This window comes from Nocardia sp. NPDC049220 (genome assembly GCF_040647855.1).
Taxonomy (GTDB): domain Bacteria; phylum Actinomycetota; class Actinomycetes; order Mycobacteriales; family Mycobacteriaceae; genus Nocardia.
Genome location: NZ_JBEZDA010000006.1, coordinates 242583 through 261229 on the forward strand (window position 1 = coordinate 242583; position 18647 = coordinate 261229).

Below are 18647 nucleotides of genomic sequence, written 5' to 3' on the forward strand. Positions count from 1 at the left end.
CCCGCTGTGTCTGACAGGTCCTGGTTCACCTCTGGCGTAGCGACCAAGGTGCCCCACAACCAGCATTCGTGCTCGCGATCCGTCCCTGCAATGGGGTCAAGGCACACCGCGTGTGGGTGTTGTACGAAACAGCAGCAGGCCGAAACGGTTAGGGGTAATGAACGTCGCCAACGCAGGCAACCCACCGGCACGTGCGAGCCCCCCGAGCCGTTGTCCCGCGCCCAGTGGCGCATTAGGTCAGCCACGGGGAGTGAACATGTACAGATCCCAGCTACCTCGCGCGGCAGCCCGATAAGGGCTGGAGTTGAAAGAGATCCAGTGGTTGCGGGAGGGGTCGAGCAGGGTCAGGTCGGTGTTGTGGACATCCTCAGGCGCGACATCGGTTGTCCACATCGCGTGAAACTCTTTGGCGCGGCTGCATGAGGCAACCAGTGCATCGAGATGGTCCTGCGGGACGACACCGGAAGCCAGCACCTGCAGTGCGTTGACCAGGACATGAGTGTGGCGATACCAGTCCTGGACGATCTTGCGTGACAGTGGTGACAGCAGCATCCATTCAATGATGTTGGTCGGACGGGCCGCGGACGGTGGTGCCGGCGCCAGGCCGGGGAAGGCGCGCCGGAACGCGGCGTTGGCGGCGATGAGGTCGTAGGTGGGTAGCCTGCGATAGCAGGCTGGGAATGGAAGCAACTCCAACTGCCGAATCTCTGCGGCGGTCGGTGCGGCTCGCCGTGCACTGGCAGCCAGCTCCAGTTGCAGCTCAAACAGTGCGGGGTTGGATAGAGACAGGATTTTCTCGCGGTACAGGTCGTTGGGCTTCAACGCGTCGAACCAGTACTTCAGTTTGTCCAGCGTCGGCAACCGCTCACCGGACTCCCATTTCTCCAGCGTTGAAGGGGTGATATACGCTTTCGGTGCGAGCTGATCTCTTGGGATTCCGGCGCGATCCCTGCATTGACGCATCGTTTTTCCGAGCAGCGTCAATTTATGTGGTGTGACAACTAGCGCACTGTTTGCCCCCGGCATGGTCTAGCTCCCCTTCCTGGCTTTCAATTCGACCCCCGTCTATCCTCGATCGAGCTACAAGAAGGCGGCGGCTTCTACCACCTCGCGTCCAAATGTGCCGTCGAGTCTGTGAAATGTGGCGGTGGGGTCGAATAAATCTTCTCGGTACCCTAAGCCGACCAATGGGCATCTGAACATCAACGATTCGTTGATGCGGCCATCCGGTCGTGGCAGGAGCGGTGGGTGGGCCGTCGATGTGGGTCAACCTGATCGGATGACACACCGTAGGTGTTCGCGAACGCATTGGGGCACACAGCGTGTGGGAGTTTTGCAGGTTTTAGCGTCGACGTGCGATCAGTAGACTTCACCCTGTCGGCCCGCTCGTCCCCCTCGAGCTGTGCCGCACAGTGGCCCGGCGCTTCTGCTGTCCCCCAACGCGACGTCGGGCCACGCTTCCTGGATACGGTGGCCGTGGCGACGAATTCTCCCGCCACGGCCACCGTCGCATATAAGTCTTTCCTGAAACCCTCTGTACATCCGTGCCCGGAGAAGCTGGGTTCGGCCGAAGGCACACAGGCTGTGTGGAATCGGTTGACCCTTCGGTTGCGTGCCGCGAGACTTCTACTCGGTATTTCCGGGGACTGCACAGCGGCCGATCTTCAATCGCCGATAAGCGTAATTCGCGAAAATATCTGGAGAAATCGCGGAAGTGACCAGTTCGGACCGATAAAAGGGGGCGAGTCTACTTTTCTGGCGTAGCGGTCCACGTGTGCAGCGATCACCACACATTGCCCGCCCCGCCGTGCCAGCTGTGATCACGCCTCGCTGGGACATCTACCACCGATTACGCCACAGGACCAGGGAGCGCACGCACTCACATCCTGTGGCAGCTCCGTACACCTCTGCCGACCCGATGACCGTGGCAACACGCCACGGCGGCAGGCGTCAACATGCCGGCATGCGACCTGCATGCCGCTGAAGAAGGGACACAACTCTCATGGCCGGAATTCTGAGTTTGATCAACCTCGGCGTCATGATCGCTGCCAACGCGACGGTGGTGCTCGGCAACGTCGTCTCGATCGTGATGAACCTGATTCCGCACTGATTACCGAAGACGGGTCGTGCCGCCGCGGCGCGCACGGCCCATCCTCGGCGGCACGAATGCGATGTCCGACTCGGCCCGCCGGCCAGGCACACACACCGCAACTCCGCGCCCGGTTGGGCTACAGCGGACGCACCGCAGCCCAACCGGGCGCGGATCTTGTGCGGCGAATTCCCGTGCATGGCGGCTGAACCTGAAACGACTCACCACAACCGGTCGCGCAACACCGTGCGTATAGACGAAGCACCGATCCGCGCCGCGGTGCTGGCGATGGGTAAACAGTGGTGCTTCCCTGATCATCTCGGTTCACGCGCTGCCTACGAAGTTGTACGGCTAGGCGGCCGGATCGCTCTCGAAACGGTCCGCGCCAGCCACATCCACCGCGACGGCTACTCGGACCTGCGGACCAATATGCCCGCCGCCTTTTCCGGCGGCATCCAGCCGCCCGAACACCGTGGCGGCTGGGGAAGAAAGGACTCTCAATGAACATTGATCGGGACAAGCGAGGCGGTGCCAGTCGCCGGGTACGCAGGCTGCTGGTCACTGGAGTGGTGCCGGTAGTGATCACGATCGCAGCATCCGGCTCAGCGCTGGCGGCACCCCAGGCTGGCGTCACCACGCCACCGGTACCTGGGCAGGCAGGTGTGAGTCCCCGCGGCGGGCAGCAGCCCGGTGTCACGCCTGCGCCGGATCTGGGGGCGGGGCTGGCAGCGGCATTGCCGGATCCGCCACCGCCGCGACCGGAGCGCCCGTTGGCGAAATACTGGGCTGACCCGAGTTGGCCAGAACCTGTGCCCGACAGCAGCAGTGAAAACCGGCTCGCTAACGGCCAGGCCGGTGAGGAGACCTCACCGCCGCCGGAGTTGACCCTGCACTTGGGCACCGAGAGCCACCCCCGCCCTGACTGGGCCTCCGAATCGTTGGTCCGCGAATGGAATCGACACAACGACAACGCTGTCTACCAAGTCGCGTTGTTCGGTGACGCAATCGGTCTGCCCCGAGAAGCTGCTGACCGGCTGCCGATCGTCACCACCGCCGGCGCATACGGCGGCGCCGCGGTTGGTGCCGACATCGGCGCGTTCACCGGAGGCGTTGTCGGCTGCTTCGGCGGCATGCTGATCGGCGGGGTAGCTGGCGGGATCGTTGCGGGTGCCGCTACGGGAGGCGTTGGTGCGCCGCTGGGCGCGACCGTCGGCGGGATCGGTGGATGCATGGCCGGAGCCGCGATCGTGGGCGTGCCCGCCTGGATCGCTGGCGGTGTCATCGGCGGAGCAGTCGGTGCCACAGTGGCCACCGCGTTCGGCGCGGGCGACAGCAGCAACCCGCCTCCGCCACCCGCCCCCGCATCCGAAACGGCTCTCATCGAGGCAAAGCCGATCCCGGAGATCCTGCCGGCACCGGACCCGATTCCGGTCGCTGCACCAGCGCCGCTGGACGCCCTGGTGTCCGGCGCGGTCACCGCCGCCCAGCAGTGGGTGGGGCAGCTGACGAATCCGCCAGTGCCCGCGCCTCCCACCGAGGGCTAACCATGCTCGCGAACCCGCGTGCACTCGCCGTCGACACCGAACTCGGGCATGGTTTCGTGCGCGAGTTCGGTGTCGCAGGCCTCGGCATCGCTGACGCGGAGGTCGGCGATGTCCGATGACTGGTTCAGCGATGTTCCCGCCGACGACCCCGCGCCGCCGCCGGAAACTGCAGTGGCGCTCAGCGTGGTGCCCGACATCACCAGCGACCAGGACTGGTTCACCAGTCCTACCGCCGAACCAACCCCGGAGCCTGCAAGTCCCACACCGCGACCGCGACCGCGGCGGCACGGTGTACACGGCGGTCGGAACGTGAGCCCGGCCATCGTCGGGTTGGTGGCGCTGCTTGGGCTGGGCGTAGCAGGAGTGACACTCGTGCTGCAGGCGCTGCCCGACGACAACGACAGCGTTATGGCGCCACTACCAACGGCCCCAGCGTCGGCCACCAGCACCCCAGTAACGCCATGGTGCGCCAAACTCGGGCCTGGGCAACCGATCACCGCGTCGTCGTCGGATCCAGGATGGCGCACTATCGCAGCGTTCGAACAGGCCTACTACATCGACCGCAACGCCGTCGCCGCGCGCAATCTCGTCACCCCGGACGCGCGAGTCGGGTCGGTTGAGGACATCGCAGCAGGAATCACGACTGTGCCGCCTGGCACCACCCACTGCGAACTGGCTCAAACCGTCGAGCGCGGCATCCACGCGGTCGACCTGTATGCCCGCCGCCCCGACGGAACCCTTGAGCACTACCAGCAAACCATCACCACCATCGACGCCCCTAACTCCCCAACCGGGGCCTTGATCACCGGCGTTGTGGAACGAAACGGGAAGTGACTGCCGCGATGAAACCCACCTATGCTGCCGCCCTCGCCGTAGTGCCCGCTCTGCTCACCAGTTTCCACGGCCCCGGTGTCGCGCACGCCGACCCCGCCGCAAACGACTGTGCGCCGCTACACCTGCTGATCGCCAACGGCACAACAGAATCTGCCGCCGACGCCGACCCCGACATCGACACCGGTTTCGGCGCCCAGATCGCACTGGCAGCCGCAACGACGGTCAACACTGGTGGCCGACCGGTCCTCACCCGCGCCTACCTTCCCTATGCGGCATCGTTCGGTGGCAAGCCATTCGACCGCTCCAAAGACACCTACGACCAATCAGTCTCCGGCGGAATCTCTACCGCCCGCACCATGCTCGCTGACCAGGCCACCCGCTGCCCGAATCAGCGAGTGATGTTGATCGGGCACAGCCAAGGCGCCGAGGTCATCTCAGAGATAGCACGCGACATCGGCGCGGGCACAGGACCGATCACCGCAGACCGTGTTGCGGGCGTCGCCTTGTTCGGCGACCCCACCCGTGCACCAGGTGCCGCGGTCTTCAGCGCCCCCCAGCAGATCGCTCCGCAGCCCATCCCAGGCTCCCGATCCAAGCAAGTGTCCCAAGTTAGGCTCGGCTCCGTACCCCCGCCCCAAGGCGGTGGCATCGCTCCGAACCCCACCCGCGCGACATTCGGAGCGATCGCGGGCCGAGTCGGGTCGTTCTGCGTGGCAGGTGACCTCAGCTGCGACACCCCAGCAGATGCCGCGCTGGCACACGTCGTGGCAAACGTCGCCGGCCAGTCGAAACTCGACCTTTCCGACCCGATCGGCATCCTCACCAGCGTCGGCACAGCGGTCGGGCAGTCGTTGCTCTACACAGGCGCCCAATTCGTCAACGACCACATCTCCTACAGCAACGGCAAGATCGAAGTCCGCCCGTCCGGCCCGACCGTGCTCGACCGGCTCGTGGAGTCCACCAATCCGCATGCCCGGCCCGAAGACGCCCTCACCCAAGCAATCAAAGCGGTCACCAAGATCGCCGGAATGGGCATCGGCGCGGCAATCACCATCGCCAAAGATCTGCTCAACCCAGCCACGATCGTCCAAATCGCTGCCGCGGGCGTCGCGAACCCTCTCGCCGCCCTCGGCATCCTGGGCACCAAACTCGCCGACGCCGCACTGAAGCTGATCCCACCAGTCACCATCGACAACACGGTCAAGTTGGTGTTCAACGAGATCGAACAAGGCCTTGTCGACAACGCCGGCCTGGTGCAGATCGCCATGGACACCCGCTACTGGAACACCGCCCAGCAGCACACCAACGGCTACTCGAACATGCCGGTCGGGGCGACCGGACAAAGCCCGGTCCAGTACGTCACCGACTGGGTAACCGCGGCCGCCGCCGACATCGCCGCCACCCCCGCTCCCTCTCCCTCCACACGCAGTGACGGGCCCGGGCCGCTGCTGGCTTCACCCGCTCAGCCGGTGCTTGCGGCCTCAACCATCCTCGGCGGCTCATCCGGGCCCGGGAAGTGACAGCGGAGGTACCGATCATGGCGACAGCGGCGCTGAGCGCGCACGGCGGGGACAGCCCGCGCGGTGCAGGGCCGGTCGGGCTGAACATTCCCCAACAGCACGAACAGGCCCCGGTGTGGGACCACCCACTCTCTGCCGCGACTCCTCATCCGGCGTTTTGGCTCGTCGGCGCGCACGGCGGAGCAGGAGTCAGCACCCTGGCACGCACATGGGCGCCGGCCGGTGACGCTCAGCGCGGCTGGCCAGGCGGTGACCGCTACAGCAACGTCGTGGTCGTGGCCCGCACCCACCGCGTAGGCCTGCAATCCGCGCATGTGCTGCTACGACAAGCCGCGGGTGGCCTGATCGGCGGATGCACGTTGCTGGGGCTGGTCGCTGTCGCCGATCACGATGGGGCGCTACCGAAAACACTGCGCCGTCAACTCGACTTGGTCGAAGAGCTCGCGCCCACCGCGTGGCGGATCCCCTACATCCCGGTATATCGGCTGCTGAGTCTCGATCAGATGCCGCAGTGGTCACCCCGCGACGCAGCACCCGAACCCTCGAAACGCCTCGCCGCAAAACCCGATCCCGCCGAGGTTGTCCATCCCGAGCTGGCCGCCATCGGATCAGCGATCTTCGCGGCCGCCCGCACCGCGGCCACCCGCAGTTGATGAAAGGAACCACACCGTGATCACCACCCTCGCGCTCGCTGCCCACGATGCGGCAGGACTGCTCGCCCAAGACATCAACACTCACATCGAGGCACCCCCAGGCAGCCCGAAATACCTGCAGATCTTGTCCTGGTTTATCTGGGCGGCCGTGATCGCCACCATCGGCGGGTTCATTGTCGCGGCCGCCATGTTGGCCTACCAGCGATGGTCCGGTGGTGGTGGTGATGCACAGGGCAAATTGATCGGGGCCATGATCGGCGCCGCGCTGATCTCGATGGCCGGCACCATTATCAACACGCTGGTGTTCCATTGATGCCCGCACTCGCCGCCGGCCCGCCATCGGATCCGCAGTTGGTGCCCCGGCAAGTAGCCGAGCCATTGACACAGATCTTCGGTTGGTTCTTGTGGTTCGGTGCGCTTCTGGCCTGTGCCTCGTTTATCGCCACGGTGATGATCCTGGTGTGGCAGCGCCGCTCAAGTGCTTCCACCCAGTTGCTTGAGGAGTCCACCCTCATCCGAATCCTCATCGCTGCCGCCACTCTGGGGTCGGCGGCCACAGCCGCCAACCGGCTACTGCTCGGGTGAGACGAATGCGCCGAGCACGCCTATATCACTCACTTGCTCTGGTCCTGATTGCAGCGGCATCCGCTGGATGCGGCACAACCTCGAGTCCAAACAGTGATGCGACACAAACAGATACGGCCGCGGTGGACCTCACCGCCGTGCCCGCGCAGCTGCGATGGGACACCTATCGCGGCGTGCGGCTGCCGCGCTCAGCGGTGGACGGACCCACCCACAGCGGGCTTGTCGACACCGGGTATCGGCAGACCCCGCAAGGGGCTGCAGTCGCTGCCATCCGGGCCCAGGCATACCTCGCCCTCGCCGATGACGAGGAGTGGGGACGTGTGGTGTCGATCGTCACCGCCCCTGGGCCTGGTCGTGATGTGTACGCTGCCCAGCGGGCGCCGCTGTCGGTGTCAGGCATCGTGCCCGCCGAGCAGGCACCACGCTTTGTGGCATTCAAGATCGACCATTACAGCGGCACAGAACCAGCGACCGCGGCCGTGCGAGTTGTCACCGAAACCGCTTCGCCTGTACAGCGATACGCCTACCCGGTGGCGCTGCAATGGTTGGCGGGGGACTGGCGCATCGTGCTGCCCACCGCCGAGGAAACGATCGACGCAACCGAACTACCCACTCTCGACGGCTACACCCGGCTGGAGGGATGACTGGTGCGCACCCGAATTCTGTTGACGGCGTTTCTCATGGCTGTCGTCATCGGTGTGGTCGCCGCGTTCATCGTCAGCCGCGGCAGTGGTGGTGATGCGGCGAACTCCGGCCCAGCATCGACGCCATCCGCAGTGGGTTCTGCTCCCACCGACAGTGCTCCCACCGGGACAGGGTTCAGTGACCCGATCAGCGACCGCTACGGACGCAAGGTCGCGGTCCCGAACAACCCCGCTGGCCAGCCACTGCCACAGCACGACCCGGCCGCCAGGCGGGTCGAGTGCGGTTCAGGAGCAGCAGTCAGCTCACCGGAGCAGGTGATGATCCAACGCTCCTACGGGATGCCGATCCTGATGTCGCAGACCGACGGCCCCACCCACCTGGAAGGCACCGTGCTGACCGGCTACCGGCACAGCCTGCAAGGGGCGGTGCTTGCCGGCTGGAACTGGGTGGCACGCAGCTATGTCGGTGGCGTGCCGACCCGCGAGACGATCACCCAGTTGACGATCCTGCCCGCCGCCGACCGCAGCCGAATTGCTCAAGCCCCGCTGTCGATGCCGAACGGAGCCGACCGGTTCCGGGCGGTGGTCGTCGCCCCGGACGCGTTCAGAGTGCTGTCTTGCGACAGCGAATTCGTCGCCGCCGAGTGGGCGCTGCGCCTGGACATCGACGGCACCGGCGCTGCTACCTCGTCGCCGCGCTGGGTCGGGATACGGCTGAACCTGCTGTGGCGCGACGGGGATTGGAAAGTTCAAACCAGCAGCCAACCCATCACGGTCGGGCCCGGCCAGCGCTACACCTCGATCGACGGATGGACCCGATGGACACAATGAAACGCCTACTCGCGCTCGCCATCACCTGCCTCGCTCTCCTAGCCGCCCCCGCTGGAGTCGCTGCGGCACAGGACCGCCCAGATGTCCCGCCGCCGACAACAGGACCGACATTCTCCCAGCAAGAAACACAAGGTGGCTTCGACTCCGGTGGCATGCTGCATGACTGCGAGGAGGCACTGACACCCAGCACTGACAGCGACATCCTCAACAGCACCCTCGGCGGAATCACCACTGGCCTGTGCGCCGCGGCTGCTGGTCCAGGCGCGGGCATCGAAGGTGCCACCGCAGCAGCCGAGTGGGCTGTATCGAAGTATTGGCCCGACCCGGTCGGCAAACTCACCAAAGCGGTCATGGAGGGAAATACGAGCGCGTTCGCGCTGGTCATGACGTTTTGGATGTCAGTGCCGATACCCTCGCTGACCGGATCATCAGCAATCACCGGTATCCGCAACATCACCTGGGAATTACAGATCCTTGCACTGGCATTCGGCATCGGCACCGGCGCGATCCGAGTCGCGATCGCCCGACGCCACGCTGTCGCCGAAGGCGCGGACGAAACCGCGCGGATGCTGTTTCGCACCTTGTTCTCGATCTGGACCTTGCCCGTCCTGGTCATCCTCGTCCATCAAGTCGGAGACAGCTTCTCCACATGGGTGATTCAGCAGGCAGCCGAAGGAGACCCCTCACAGAAGATCAACGCCATCGCCTGGATCGACGAGAAGACCGGCCTCGGACCCGTTGTCTCCCTCGTTCTGGCCGCAGTCGGCCTGTTCGGCTCGGTGGCCCAGTTGATCGCGTTGCTCATTCGAGAAGCCGTGCTTGCCATCGCGGTCGCGGTCGCGCCGATCGCTGCCGCGACATCGGTGACTGGAACCGGCCGCCAGACGTGGTCATCTCTGATCAGCTACACGATCAGCGCGCTGCTGTTCAAACCTGTCGCCAGTTTGCTTTACGCCTTCGCGTTCTGGGCTGCCAGCAGCCAGACCGCCACCGACGCGGTCGTCGGCGCGGTGCTGCTTGCCATCGCGGGAATCTCCATGCCAGCCCTAGTGCGTGTCATCACTCCCGCTGCCGCGTCTATCTCCTCTGGCGGAGGCCAAATCGCTGGGATGGCAGCCGGATTCAGCGCTGGGTCAGGCTCACGAACACCAAGCAACAGTTCTGGTGGCCGCTCCGCTGGTGGGGCTGGTGGCGGAGCTGCCAGTGGCGGCGGATCCGCCGCTGGCGGTAGTCCACCCGCCTCAGGTGCGGTGGCATCTCAGGGTGGCCGATCAGGTGGCGCCGCAGCACCCAGGGCCGCTGCAAGCAGCAACGCGGGCAGTTCTGGTCGGGTTGCCGCCGTAGCCGGCAAGGCCGCCGCTGGCGTTGGTGCGGTCGCATCTGGTGTTGGTGCGGTCGCAGGAGCAACAGTCGCCGCTGCGAGTATGGCGGGTCGGTCAGCAGCCAGAGTGAGCTCGTTCGCGGAAGGGGCTATCGGCAACTACCACGGGCAGGTGCCGCGATGACATCGACCTTGCCCAACAACTCCGAGAAGGTGCTCGAGCGGCCCCTCTACTCCTCAGGCACCTACCCGCAGCGAACCGGGTTCTTCGGACTGCCGTTGCGGGTGTCGATGTTCGGCGGCGCAGCCATGGTGGTCTGCCTGCTCACGATGATGACCGCGGGCCTGTTGCCGGCGGTGATCCTACTTTCCATCTGCGGCTTGGTCCTGGCACCCATGGTGATCACCTTCGGCCGCCGCACCGTCTATGAAGGTCTTCAATTGCGAATCCAATGGTGGCGCCGCCGCGCCAGCGGCACAACGATTTACCGGTCCGGACCACACTCCCGCATCCCAGGCGGCCGCTACCGGCTACCCGGAATTCTCGCCACAACCACCCTGCATCAAGGCACAGACCGCCTCGGCAACCCGTTCGGGATGATCCACCGCCGCCGCGGCGACCAATACACGATCGTGCTCGAATGCTGGCCCGGCGGCGATGAAGCGCTGACCCAACACGAACGCGACCTCATGACCGCAGACTGGGGTGCATACCTCGCAGCGCTAGGCCTGCCAGGCGACATCGCCGCCGCCACCGTCGTGGTGGAAAACATCCCCGCCACCGGGCTTCGGCTTCGCCGTGAAGTCGCACAGATGATCGGCCGATCACGATCCGACATCGCCGCCGAAGTGATGATCCAGTCCGCCCTCGATTTCCCGGCAGGCAAACAGCAACAGTTGGCGAGGCTGTCGATCACTTTCGAGGCCACCACCCGAGAACGGCGCACCGACCCTGAGGAGATGGCCACCGAGCTGGCTCGCCGGCTGCCCGCCCTCTACGAAGACCTGCTCAACGCTGGTGTCGAAGCCGTCCCGATGTCGGCGCCGCAGATCGTCGAGTTCGTCCAACGCTCATACAACCCCGCCTCCGAAGCCGACCTCGAAGAACTCGACATCCTCGACGAAGCCCACGGATTGGACTGGGAAGACGCCGGACCCGCGACCGCAGTTGCGCGGTGGGACCATTACCGGCACGACGCAGTTACCTCCGTGGTGTGGGAACTGCAAGCCCCACCGGAGTCAGTGTTCCCCGACACTGTCCTCAAACCGCTGCTGGCACCACATGACGCGCTCGAACGCAAGCGACTGACCATCTTCTATCGACCGTTCACCGCTGGGGACGCTACCCGCAAAGTCGACAAGGAGTACAAGGACGCGTTGGTGTCCATGCAGCAAGGGCGAGGGGTCAAGTCGGCGGCATCCGAGCTGCGGCTGCAAGCCACCGAACAACAGCGGGTCGAACAAGTCCGCGGCGCCGGGTTGCTGCGCTACAGCATCCTGATCACCGTCACCTGCCGCGAGGACATCCCGACCGCTGCCGCGATCACCGAATCCCTCTCAGCCCGAGCCCGATTGAAACTCCGGCGCGCCTACGGCCAACAAGACGCCGCATTCGCCGCCGGCCTCGGCGTCGGAGTGCTGCTGCCGGACCACTCGTCGATGACCCAGATCGCAGGCACTGCTTAGAAGGACACCGATGGTGAACACGAAAATCCCCGATGATGCCGAGCTCGCGCAGCTGGCCGCTGACATCGCTGACGGGATCGTCGGCGAACCCGCTCTACTGTCCAAACGTGGCCGCGCGCTGGCACGGTGGCGCCGAACCCACGCCGCCTCAACAGCCGAAACCGAGGAATCCGAACCGCAATGGCGTCATTCCCAACGGATGTCGCCCCGAGGGTTCCGAGGAATCGGCGGTGGTGCGATGGAGACGGTGCAGGCACCACTGGAGTGGCAGGCGACCACCATGCACGCCTGCGGACTCAATCCGTGGGTGGTCGGCGCGGCCGCCCCGCTGGTCGGCACGCCCGTCGGCGTGCACCTGACAACCGGTGAACCTGCCTGCTGTGATGTCCTGGCCTGGTTCGCGGCCGGGCTGATCGCCAACCCGTCAGCGTTCGTGCTGTCACTGCCGGGCTTGGGCAAGAGCACGTTGATCCGAAAGATGGTGCTCGGCGCGGTCGCCCAGAACCAGACCCCCATCATCGCCGGGGACATGAAACCGGAATATGTGCAGCTCGTCCACGCCGTCGGGGGGCAGGTAATCAAACTGGGCCACGGCCGTGGCCACCTCAACCCTTTGGCCGCCGGATCGTTGGGCGCGACCATCCCACGCTTGGAAGCAGCCGCTGACGCCCTCGACTCCGCCGGCCGCGGTGGGGTGATCGAAGAGACCAAAGAGTTGGTGCACTCCCGGCAGGTCACCATGGTGGCCGCGCTGATTGAGCTGATCCGCCAAGCGCCTGTCGCCGACTATGAGCATTCGCTGGTGTCGGCGGCGTTGCGGGAACTGCGTGACAGTGGCCGGTTCTCCTTCGCCAATCCACCATTGGTGCGTGATCTGGCCGACGAGATATTCCGCGGCTCCGGTCGCCTTCAACAGGTGGCCGCCGCCGACTCGGCTTCAGAGTACGCCGAGACGATCAAACCGTTGCGCCGATCACTGGAAGCGCTGCTGGATGGCCCTCTGGGCGAAATCTTCGCAGATCACACCACCACACCTCTGGATTTGGATGCGACCGCGATCTGTATCGACGTCTCCGCCCTTACACGCGGCGACAAGAAACTCAAAGCTGCAGTCATGTTGACCTGCTGGTCAGACGCCTACGGTGCGATGGAGGCCGCCCACCTGCTCGCCGATGTCGGGCTGGAGCAGCAACGATACTTCCTGGCCGTCCTCGACGAACTGTGGCAAGTCCTCGGCGCCGGTGCCGGCATGGTGAGCAGGATCGACGAGCTCACGCGCCTCAACCGCACCGACGGCACCGGCTTGGTGCAGATCACCCACACCGGCCGCGACCTCGAATCCCTGCCCAGCGAAGTCGATGTGAAAATCGCCAAGGGATTCATCGAACGCAGCGGTGTCGTCATCTGCGGTGGTCTGCCGCCCGGCGAGCTGGCGCGGCTGTCGGACGTGCTGTCGTTCACCACCGCCGAAGCCGAGATGATCACCTCGTGGTCGCGGGGCGCACCGTTGCGCCGGCAACGAAGCCGACAGCGCCGCAAGCCGATGGGCATCGGCAAATTCATGATCAAAATCTCTAAAGACGGCGCGCCCGGCATCCCAGTTCAAACGCTGCTGACAACAGTCGAAAACGAACTGGGGCTGCACGACACGAACGCACGCTTCGCCGAGCTCATCGAAAGTCGGACAACGGCATGACCAACCCAACAGGGAGCGCAATGCCGGTGACACGACAGAGCCACAAAACCAATAACGCCGAGACCGATTCGCGTCGCCGGATGCCTCACCAGTGGTTCGAGTGCCGCACGTGCCAAGGCGCCGAGGGCGAATTCGTCGACGGTCAGTGGGTGGACTGCGGAGCCTGTCAAGGCCAGGGTGGTTGGCCTGACGATGTCTACGCCGATACCACCGCGTGTTGACGGGGCGCAAGCAATGTCCGGAACCTACGCCTCTGACAACAATTTGCTCCGAGGGGCGGCCGTTCGTGTGACATGCGCATCGCGGCGCGCCAATAACGGTCTGGCCCATTGTATTCCGGAGCTGAATTAGATGGCGAGCAAACTGGCGGTGTCCGTGCTCGCTGTAGCCATGGTGACTGTGACGCTGTTGGTCACCGTCCTCGATGACAGCGACAACAGCATCGGACGTGGCAAACCAGGCGCCTGCCATCCATCAGACGGACCGGGCAGCAATGTGGCTGAGGGTGTGCCGGGCGGGCAGCTGTCGAAACCGATACACAGCGACAGCGCTCCGATCACCTCGGGGTGGCGGACACCCGATCGGCCCGATCACCGCGGGATCGATTTCGCCGGACCACTGGGAACGCCAATCTTCGCGATGGCCGATGGTGTGGTCGTGGCCGCGGGAACAGCCAGTGGATTCGGCCAGTGGATCGTGATCGACCACCGTATCGGCGGCAAACTGGTCAGCACTGTGTACGGGCACATGTATCCCGAAGGGGTCCATGTGAACTCCGGCGACACTGTTCGCGCTGGACAACACATCGCCGACGAGGGTTCCAACGGGGAGTCCAGCGGTCCCCACCTGCACTTCGAGATCTGGACAAGCAGCGACAGCAGTGCCTCCGCTGACAGCGGTGGTGGACGCCTGTCCGGAGGCACCGACGTCGACCCCATGCCCTGGATCGAACAGGCCGCTGAACCTGGCACCGCCCCCGAAGGCAACGCGGCATCCACAGTGTTAGTCGCTGCTGCACCCGCCCCTGGCATCGAAATGCCACTACTTCCAACCGACATCGGATCAGAGACGAACGTCCAGATCGACACGATCCGCGTTGCTCGGGCTGTCCATACACAGTTCCCGCAGGTCACGACGATGCACATGTGGCGAGACCCCGCCGCGGACAGTGTCGGTCAGCACGCGACGGGGCTGGCGGTTGATCTGATGATCCCTGACGCCGACACTGACACCGGACGGCAACTCGGCGACAGCGTCCGTGACTACCTGTTCGCCCACCGGGAATACCTGCAGATCGACTACATGATCTGGCGACAGACTTACATTCCGAGCAGCGGCGAGCCGAACCTCATGCAACAGCGTGAGAACGGAGACCCGACCGCCAACCACTACGACCACGTCCACGTGACAACCTTCGGGCACGGACTGCCTGCACCTGATCAAACATACGGCCCCGCACCAGAATTGGACGGGTCGATCCCGCCGCCCGCACCCTCCAACAACAGGTGCCTGCCATCCGATGCTGGGGTAGGGGAGCACGACGAGGCCGACCTAGTCGACACCCGGATACCGCAAGAGTTCAAACGTTGGCTGGTGTTGTCGGCGCGGCAGTGCAACGAACTCAGCCCAGAACTACTTGCTGCACAGCTATACCAGGAATCCGCGTTCAAGAAGGGCGAGGTCAGCAGTACAGGCGCGCAGGGATATGCCCAGTTCATGCCCGGCACATGGGCAACCTGGGGATACCAAGTCGACGACAACGGAAACCGCGTCGGTCCCGCAGGGGCGGGCGACCCCAACAACATCGGTGACGCGGTCATGGCTCAAGGCGCCTACAACTGCCAGCTCGCCGAGGAGCTCCGCCCGCAGATCGCAGCAGGCCAAATCGCAGGAAATCCTGTCGATCTCATGCTCGCCGCCTACAACGCTGGCCCCGGCAACGTCCAGAAGTCCGGCGGAATTCCGCCGTTCGCGGAGACCCAGGCCTACGTCACCGACATCCGCCACCGCATGCGCGAAATGGCAGGCACCGCCCAATGAGCCGATGGAAGCTCCTTGCCCCGCTTGCGGCCGCGGCCGTGCTGTTCGGTGGTGTGCTGCTGGTCCGATACGCGACCAGCAGCCTCGACAGCACCAGTGATGGCACTGACAGCCACAGCCACATCGACCCGCTCGACCCCCACGACAGCCCACCAGAGGTAGTCGCATGCAACGCGATCAGCATCATGCTGAGCTGGCAACCTGGCCCGGACACCTCGAGCTGGGAGGCGCTACATCGAGCCGCGCCCCTTTTGACCGGGCAGCTCGCCGCCACAGCATCGAGTCCTCCGACACCGCTGCCGCGACAAGTCCCGCAGTGGTCGTCCTGGGCCGCTGCGCGCGACACCGTCTCCACCGCAGTATCGGTACTCGGCAAACCCACCATCCGTGGCGACACCGCGACAGTGACTGTCTCTGCCACCCAAACAGTGCTGCACCCAGGCGGGCAGATCACCCCACATCGACGGTCGGTCCTGACCGTAACCCTCGCCCACGCCGAAAACACCTGGCGTGTTATCCGCTACACCGAGGAGGTCAGATGACCATCCGCACCACACGACCGAAATCTGCGCGACCCGAACTCTTCGTCGTCGCCGTCATCGGTGTCATTGCGCTTCTCGCCATGCTGGCGATGCTGGCCTATCGGCTCGGCGGCGGCAGCAACCCGAGTTGGAGCCCGGCACTGCTCGCTGAAGTCGCCGCAGGCCGCCGCCGCTGGCCCACGATGGCCACCATCGCGCTGCTCGCAGAGTTCATCCTGCTCGCCTCCGCGGCCGCATGGGTAGGTCGCTGGCTCAGCAGAAGACAGGCCGCGCGCGGCCCACGCCGCCCGGTCGACGACGCCGCCAAGTCCATGACCAACCCCGCCACCTTGGATCTGCTGGATGAGAAATGGTCACTGGCCGAGGCTAAACGGCTGGCCCCGAAAATCCCCGACGATCACCCTGCAGCCCGTGGAGTGCTCGTCGGGCGCACCGTGCGCGGTGACTTGCCGGTGCACCTGCCATGGGAGTGGGTTCAGGTGTGCATTGCTGGTACCCGGATGGGCAAGACCGCCGCGGTGGCCATACCCGCCGTCATCACCGCTCCTGGTCCGTGCGTGGCGACCAGCAACAAACCCGACATCTACACCCACACCTGGCTGCCGCGCAATGACCAGGGCAAGCTGTGGCTGTTCGATCTACAGGGTGTCACGACCGGCCGTCGCGGCGAGGCGACGTTCTGGTGGAATCCGCTGGGCCCTGTCTGCGATCTGCCCGCGGCGAAGAAGGCTGCTAGCTACTTTGTTGGTGCGGAGAAGGAGGACGGCGCGAAGGTCGACGCCTACTTCGACGGCTCTGCGCAGAACCTGCTGGCTGCCTACATGTTGGCCGCCGCGCTCGCTGGCGGGGACCTGATCCATGCAGTGGAGTGGATGGCCAACGACCAGTCGACTGTGGCTGGCGCTGTGCTGCGCTCTCACGGTGAATATGCCACAGCCCGCATGCTCACCACCAAACAGAACATCACCGAGAGGCAGCGCGACGGCTACTTCGACATGGCCAGGAGATTCCTCGAATCCCTGGACGCGCAACGGTATGCGAAAGCGATCCTGCCCAACCGGCGCCTGACCATCGGCGTCGCTCCCGACGGTTCCATCACCACCGGGCCTGGTGATTGGGTCCATTCGCTTCCGGAGTTCGATCCAGAAGCCTTCGCTACCTCCCACGACACCCTGTATGCGTTGTCCAAGGAAGGCCCTGACAGCGCCGCTGCGTTGACTACCGCGCTGGTAGGGCAAGTCCTTGATCAAGCAGAAGCCGTCGGCGCCCGCACCGCCGAAGGACGGCTGGATATCCCCCTGGTCGCTGTACTCGACGAGGCCGCAAACGTGTGCAGACTGCAGTCGCTGCCTGACCAGTACAGCCACTTCGGCAGCCGCGGAATCATCCCCATCACGATCCTGCAGTCACCATCACAGGGACGAAAAGTATGGGGGCGAGACGGGTTTCAAATCATGCTGGATGCCGCCTCAACCGTCTGGTACGGCGGCAACATCGACGACAAAGAGTTCCTGACCACTCTCAGCGACCTGATCGACGACCACTTGGTGCGACACGACCAAACCAGCAGTCCCATTGGAGCATTCGCCACCGGTCAATCGTCGCGCTCGAGCTCCTGGCAGTCCGAGCGGATCTTGAAACTCGCCGACCTGGCCTCTCTCACCAGCGACCGCGCCATCCTGCGGTTACCCGGCTCAAAACCACTACTGCTGAAAAAAACCTACTGGCAAGACAGCGATTTCGCTGACGTGATCAACCGATCGAAATCGACCAAAACGGCGATGCCGACCTCAATGAAGCCCAGCACCCAACAAGGACAACACCTTTGACCGAACAGCAACAACCCGACAGCAACCGGCCCACACCTGACGTGGCTGAAGCTCCACCAGGCCCGCGCTATCCCACAGTGTGGCTGTGGGTCGAGGACTGGTTCGTGCCACACATCCGCCGTCGAATCAACCCGGCCGCGGGGAAGGGTCTGTCGTGGGATCCGGCGTGGTGGCGCTATCCAGAAGTCGTCGCCAGGTTTCTAGCGCTGCACGCTGCATGGGAAGAGGCCACTGCAGCGACGGCCCCGACTTCTGCGTCTGCCATGTCAACATGGTGGATCAGCCACCTCGAACCACACCTGCGGATCATTTTCGACGGCGAAACCGGCCCGATGTCCCTGGCCGCAGAAGGCGCAGCCTTCACTGGTCATCCGCCGCTACAAACCCTGCCTGTCCCGGACACGGTCAAACACCAACACGAAACCGACGCCATCGCAGCCCTCCAAGGCTTGGCGCCGCTGTTCCCCAACGTATGGGACTGGGTCGACGGATGGTTCGTCAAAGTAATCCGTCGCAAACTCAACCCGGCGGCAGGGAAGGGGCTATCGTGGGATCCGGCGTGGTGGCGCTACCCAGAAGTCATCGCACGTTTCCAGGCACTGCACGCCGCATGGGAGTTCTCGCGCGCCAGCCAATCCCCGTCTGCGATGTCCATCTGGTGGGTCAGTCACCTCGATTCCCACTTGCGGATCATCCTCGACGGTGACACTGGCCCGATGTCCCTGGCTGCGCCGGACTCGGTGTTCGCCGGGCACCCGCCACTGGGCACAACCCCACTGCCCGACGCAGTCAAACGGCAACTCGCCCCAGCCCCTGAGTAGGTCCTCAGATGA

At 64.8% G+C, this 18647-nt stretch carries 17 protein-coding genes; 16 read left to right on the forward strand and 1 reads right to left on the reverse strand.

The window, feature by feature from the left end; all coding sequences use genetic code 11:
• Positions 1–237: 237 nt before the first annotated feature.
• On the reverse strand, positions 238–984 hold the full coding sequence (locus AB0C34_RS18035) for a helix-turn-helix transcriptional regulator (protein ID WP_357073702.1): 747 nt from the start codon (positions 982–984) through the stop codon (positions 238–240).
• 1282 nt (positions 985–2266) lie between these two features.
• On the opposite strand from AB0C34_RS18035, the gene AB0C34_RS18040 reads away from it, so the two are divergent.
• From AB0C34_RS18040 to AB0C34_RS18115, 16 genes are all read left to right on the forward strand, one after another.
• Positions 2267–2593: a hypothetical protein gene (locus AB0C34_RS18040; protein ID WP_357073705.1), complete on the forward strand. Its 327-nt coding sequence runs from the start codon at positions 2267–2269 to the stop codon at positions 2591–2593.
• Positions 2590–3633 carry a hypothetical protein gene (locus AB0C34_RS18045; protein ID WP_357073707.1) on the forward strand — a complete coding sequence of 348 codons (1044 nt, stop codon included), beginning with the start codon at positions 2590–2592 and terminating at the stop codon, positions 3631–3633. Before AB0C34_RS18040 ends, AB0C34_RS18045 begins: the two co-directional genes overlap by 4 nt.
• 108 nt (positions 3634–3741) lie before the next feature.
• Positions 3742–4467, forward strand: a complete 726-nt coding sequence (locus AB0C34_RS18050; protein ID WP_357073709.1) for a hypothetical protein — start codon at positions 3742–3744, stop codon at positions 4465–4467.
• A gap of 8 nt (positions 4468–4475) precedes the next feature.
• Entirely contained in the window at positions 4476–5987 is a 1512-nt protein-coding gene (locus AB0C34_RS18055; RefSeq protein WP_357073711.1) for a cutinase family protein, read from the forward strand.
• Positions 5988–6004: 17 nt separating this feature from the next.
• Positions 6005–6640, forward strand: a complete 636-nt coding sequence (locus AB0C34_RS18060) for a DUF6668 family protein (protein WP_357073713.1) — start codon at positions 6005–6007, stop codon at positions 6638–6640.
• A 16-nt stretch (positions 6641–6656) separates the two neighbouring features.
• A complete protein-coding gene (locus AB0C34_RS18065; protein WP_357073716.1) occupies positions 6657–6953 on the forward strand; it encodes a hypothetical protein in 297 nt (98 codons plus the stop codon).
• Positions 6953–7225 (forward strand): hypothetical protein, encoded by a 273-nt coding sequence (locus AB0C34_RS18070; protein ID WP_357073719.1) that lies wholly within the window; start codon positions 6953–6955, stop codon positions 7223–7225. Before AB0C34_RS18065 ends, AB0C34_RS18070 begins: the two co-directional genes overlap by 1 nt.
• Before the next feature lie 122 nt (positions 7226–7347).
• Entirely contained in the window at positions 7348–7869 is a 522-nt protein-coding gene (locus tag AB0C34_RS18075; protein WP_357073722.1) for a hypothetical protein, read from the forward strand.
• 3 nt (positions 7870–7872) lie between these two features.
• A complete protein-coding gene (locus AB0C34_RS18080) occupies positions 7873–8700 on the forward strand; it encodes a hypothetical protein (RefSeq protein WP_357073725.1) in 828 nt (275 codons plus the stop codon).
• Positions 8688–10205: a hypothetical protein gene (locus AB0C34_RS18085; RefSeq protein WP_357073728.1), complete on the forward strand. Its 1518-nt coding sequence runs from the start codon at positions 8688–8690 to the stop codon at positions 10203–10205. Before AB0C34_RS18080 ends, AB0C34_RS18085 begins: the two co-directional genes overlap by 13 nt.
• Positions 10202–11707, forward strand: coding sequence for an SCO6880 family protein (locus AB0C34_RS18090; protein WP_357073731.1), 1506 nt, complete (start codon positions 10202–10204; stop codon positions 11705–11707). Before AB0C34_RS18085 ends, AB0C34_RS18090 begins: the two co-directional genes overlap by 4 nt.
• A 478-nt stretch (positions 11708–12185) precedes the next feature.
• Positions 12186–13403 carry an ATP/GTP-binding protein gene (locus tag AB0C34_RS18095; protein ID WP_357073734.1) on the forward strand — a complete coding sequence of 406 codons (1218 nt, stop codon included), beginning with the start codon at positions 12186–12188 and terminating at the stop codon, positions 13401–13403.
• Positions 13404–13754: 351 nt separating this feature from the next.
• Complete coding sequence (locus tag AB0C34_RS18100; protein ID WP_357073737.1) at positions 13755–15443, forward strand: M23 family metallopeptidase; 1689 nt, start codon at positions 13755–13757, stop codon at positions 15441–15443.
• Positions 15440–15985: a hypothetical protein gene (locus AB0C34_RS18105; protein ID WP_357073740.1), complete on the forward strand. Its 546-nt coding sequence runs from the start codon at positions 15440–15442 to the stop codon at positions 15983–15985. Before AB0C34_RS18100 ends, AB0C34_RS18105 begins: the two co-directional genes overlap by 4 nt.
• Positions 15986–16065: 80 nt before the next feature.
• On the forward strand, positions 16066–17814 hold the full coding sequence (locus AB0C34_RS18110) for a TraM recognition domain-containing protein (RefSeq protein ID WP_357073743.1): 1749 nt from the start codon (positions 16066–16068) through the stop codon (positions 17812–17814).
• Positions 17811–18635 carry a DUF4913 domain-containing protein gene (locus AB0C34_RS18115; protein WP_357073746.1) on the forward strand — a complete coding sequence of 275 codons (825 nt, stop codon included), beginning with the start codon at positions 17811–17813 and terminating at the stop codon, positions 18633–18635. Before AB0C34_RS18110 ends, AB0C34_RS18115 begins: the two co-directional genes overlap by 4 nt.
• Positions 18636–18647 lie beyond the last annotated feature (12 nt).

Excerpts from the sequence above, each read along its gene's own strand:
- AB0C34_RS18045 (WP_357073707.1), top strand. The coding sequence starts at position 2,590 with ATGAACATTGATCGGGACAAGCGAGGCGGTGCCAGTCGCCGGGTACGC.
- AB0C34_RS18050 (WP_357073709.1), top strand. The coding sequence starts at position 3,742 with ATGTCCGATGACTGGTTCAGCGATGTTCCCGCCGACGACCCCGCGCCG.
- AB0C34_RS18055 (WP_357073711.1), top strand. The coding sequence starts at position 4,476 with ATGAAACCCACCTATGCTGCCGCCCTCGCCGTAGTGCCCGCTCTGCTC.
- AB0C34_RS18060 (WP_357073713.1), top strand. The coding sequence starts at position 6,005 with ATGGCGACAGCGGCGCTGAGCGCGCACGGCGGGGACAGCCCGCGCGGT.
- AB0C34_RS18070 (WP_357073719.1), top strand. The coding sequence starts at position 6,953 with ATGCCCGCACTCGCCGCCGGCCCGCCATCGGATCCGCAGTTGGTGCCC.
- AB0C34_RS18085 (WP_357073728.1), top strand. The coding sequence starts at position 8,688 with ATGGACACAATGAAACGCCTACTCGCGCTCGCCATCACCTGCCTCGCT.
- AB0C34_RS18090 (WP_357073731.1), top strand. The coding sequence starts at position 10,202 with ATGACATCGACCTTGCCCAACAACTCCGAGAAGGTGCTCGAGCGGCCC.
- AB0C34_RS18095 (WP_357073734.1), top strand. The coding sequence starts at position 12,186 with ATGGTGCTCGGCGCGGTCGCCCAGAACCAGACCCCCATCATCGCCGGG.
- AB0C34_RS18100 (WP_357073737.1), top strand. The coding sequence starts at position 13,755 with ATGGCGAGCAAACTGGCGGTGTCCGTGCTCGCTGTAGCCATGGTGACT.
- AB0C34_RS18105 (WP_357073740.1), top strand. The coding sequence starts at position 15,440 with ATGAGCCGATGGAAGCTCCTTGCCCCGCTTGCGGCCGCGGCCGTGCTG.
- AB0C34_RS18110 (WP_357073743.1), top strand. The coding sequence starts at position 16,066 with ATGCTGGCGATGCTGGCCTATCGGCTCGGCGGCGGCAGCAACCCGAGT.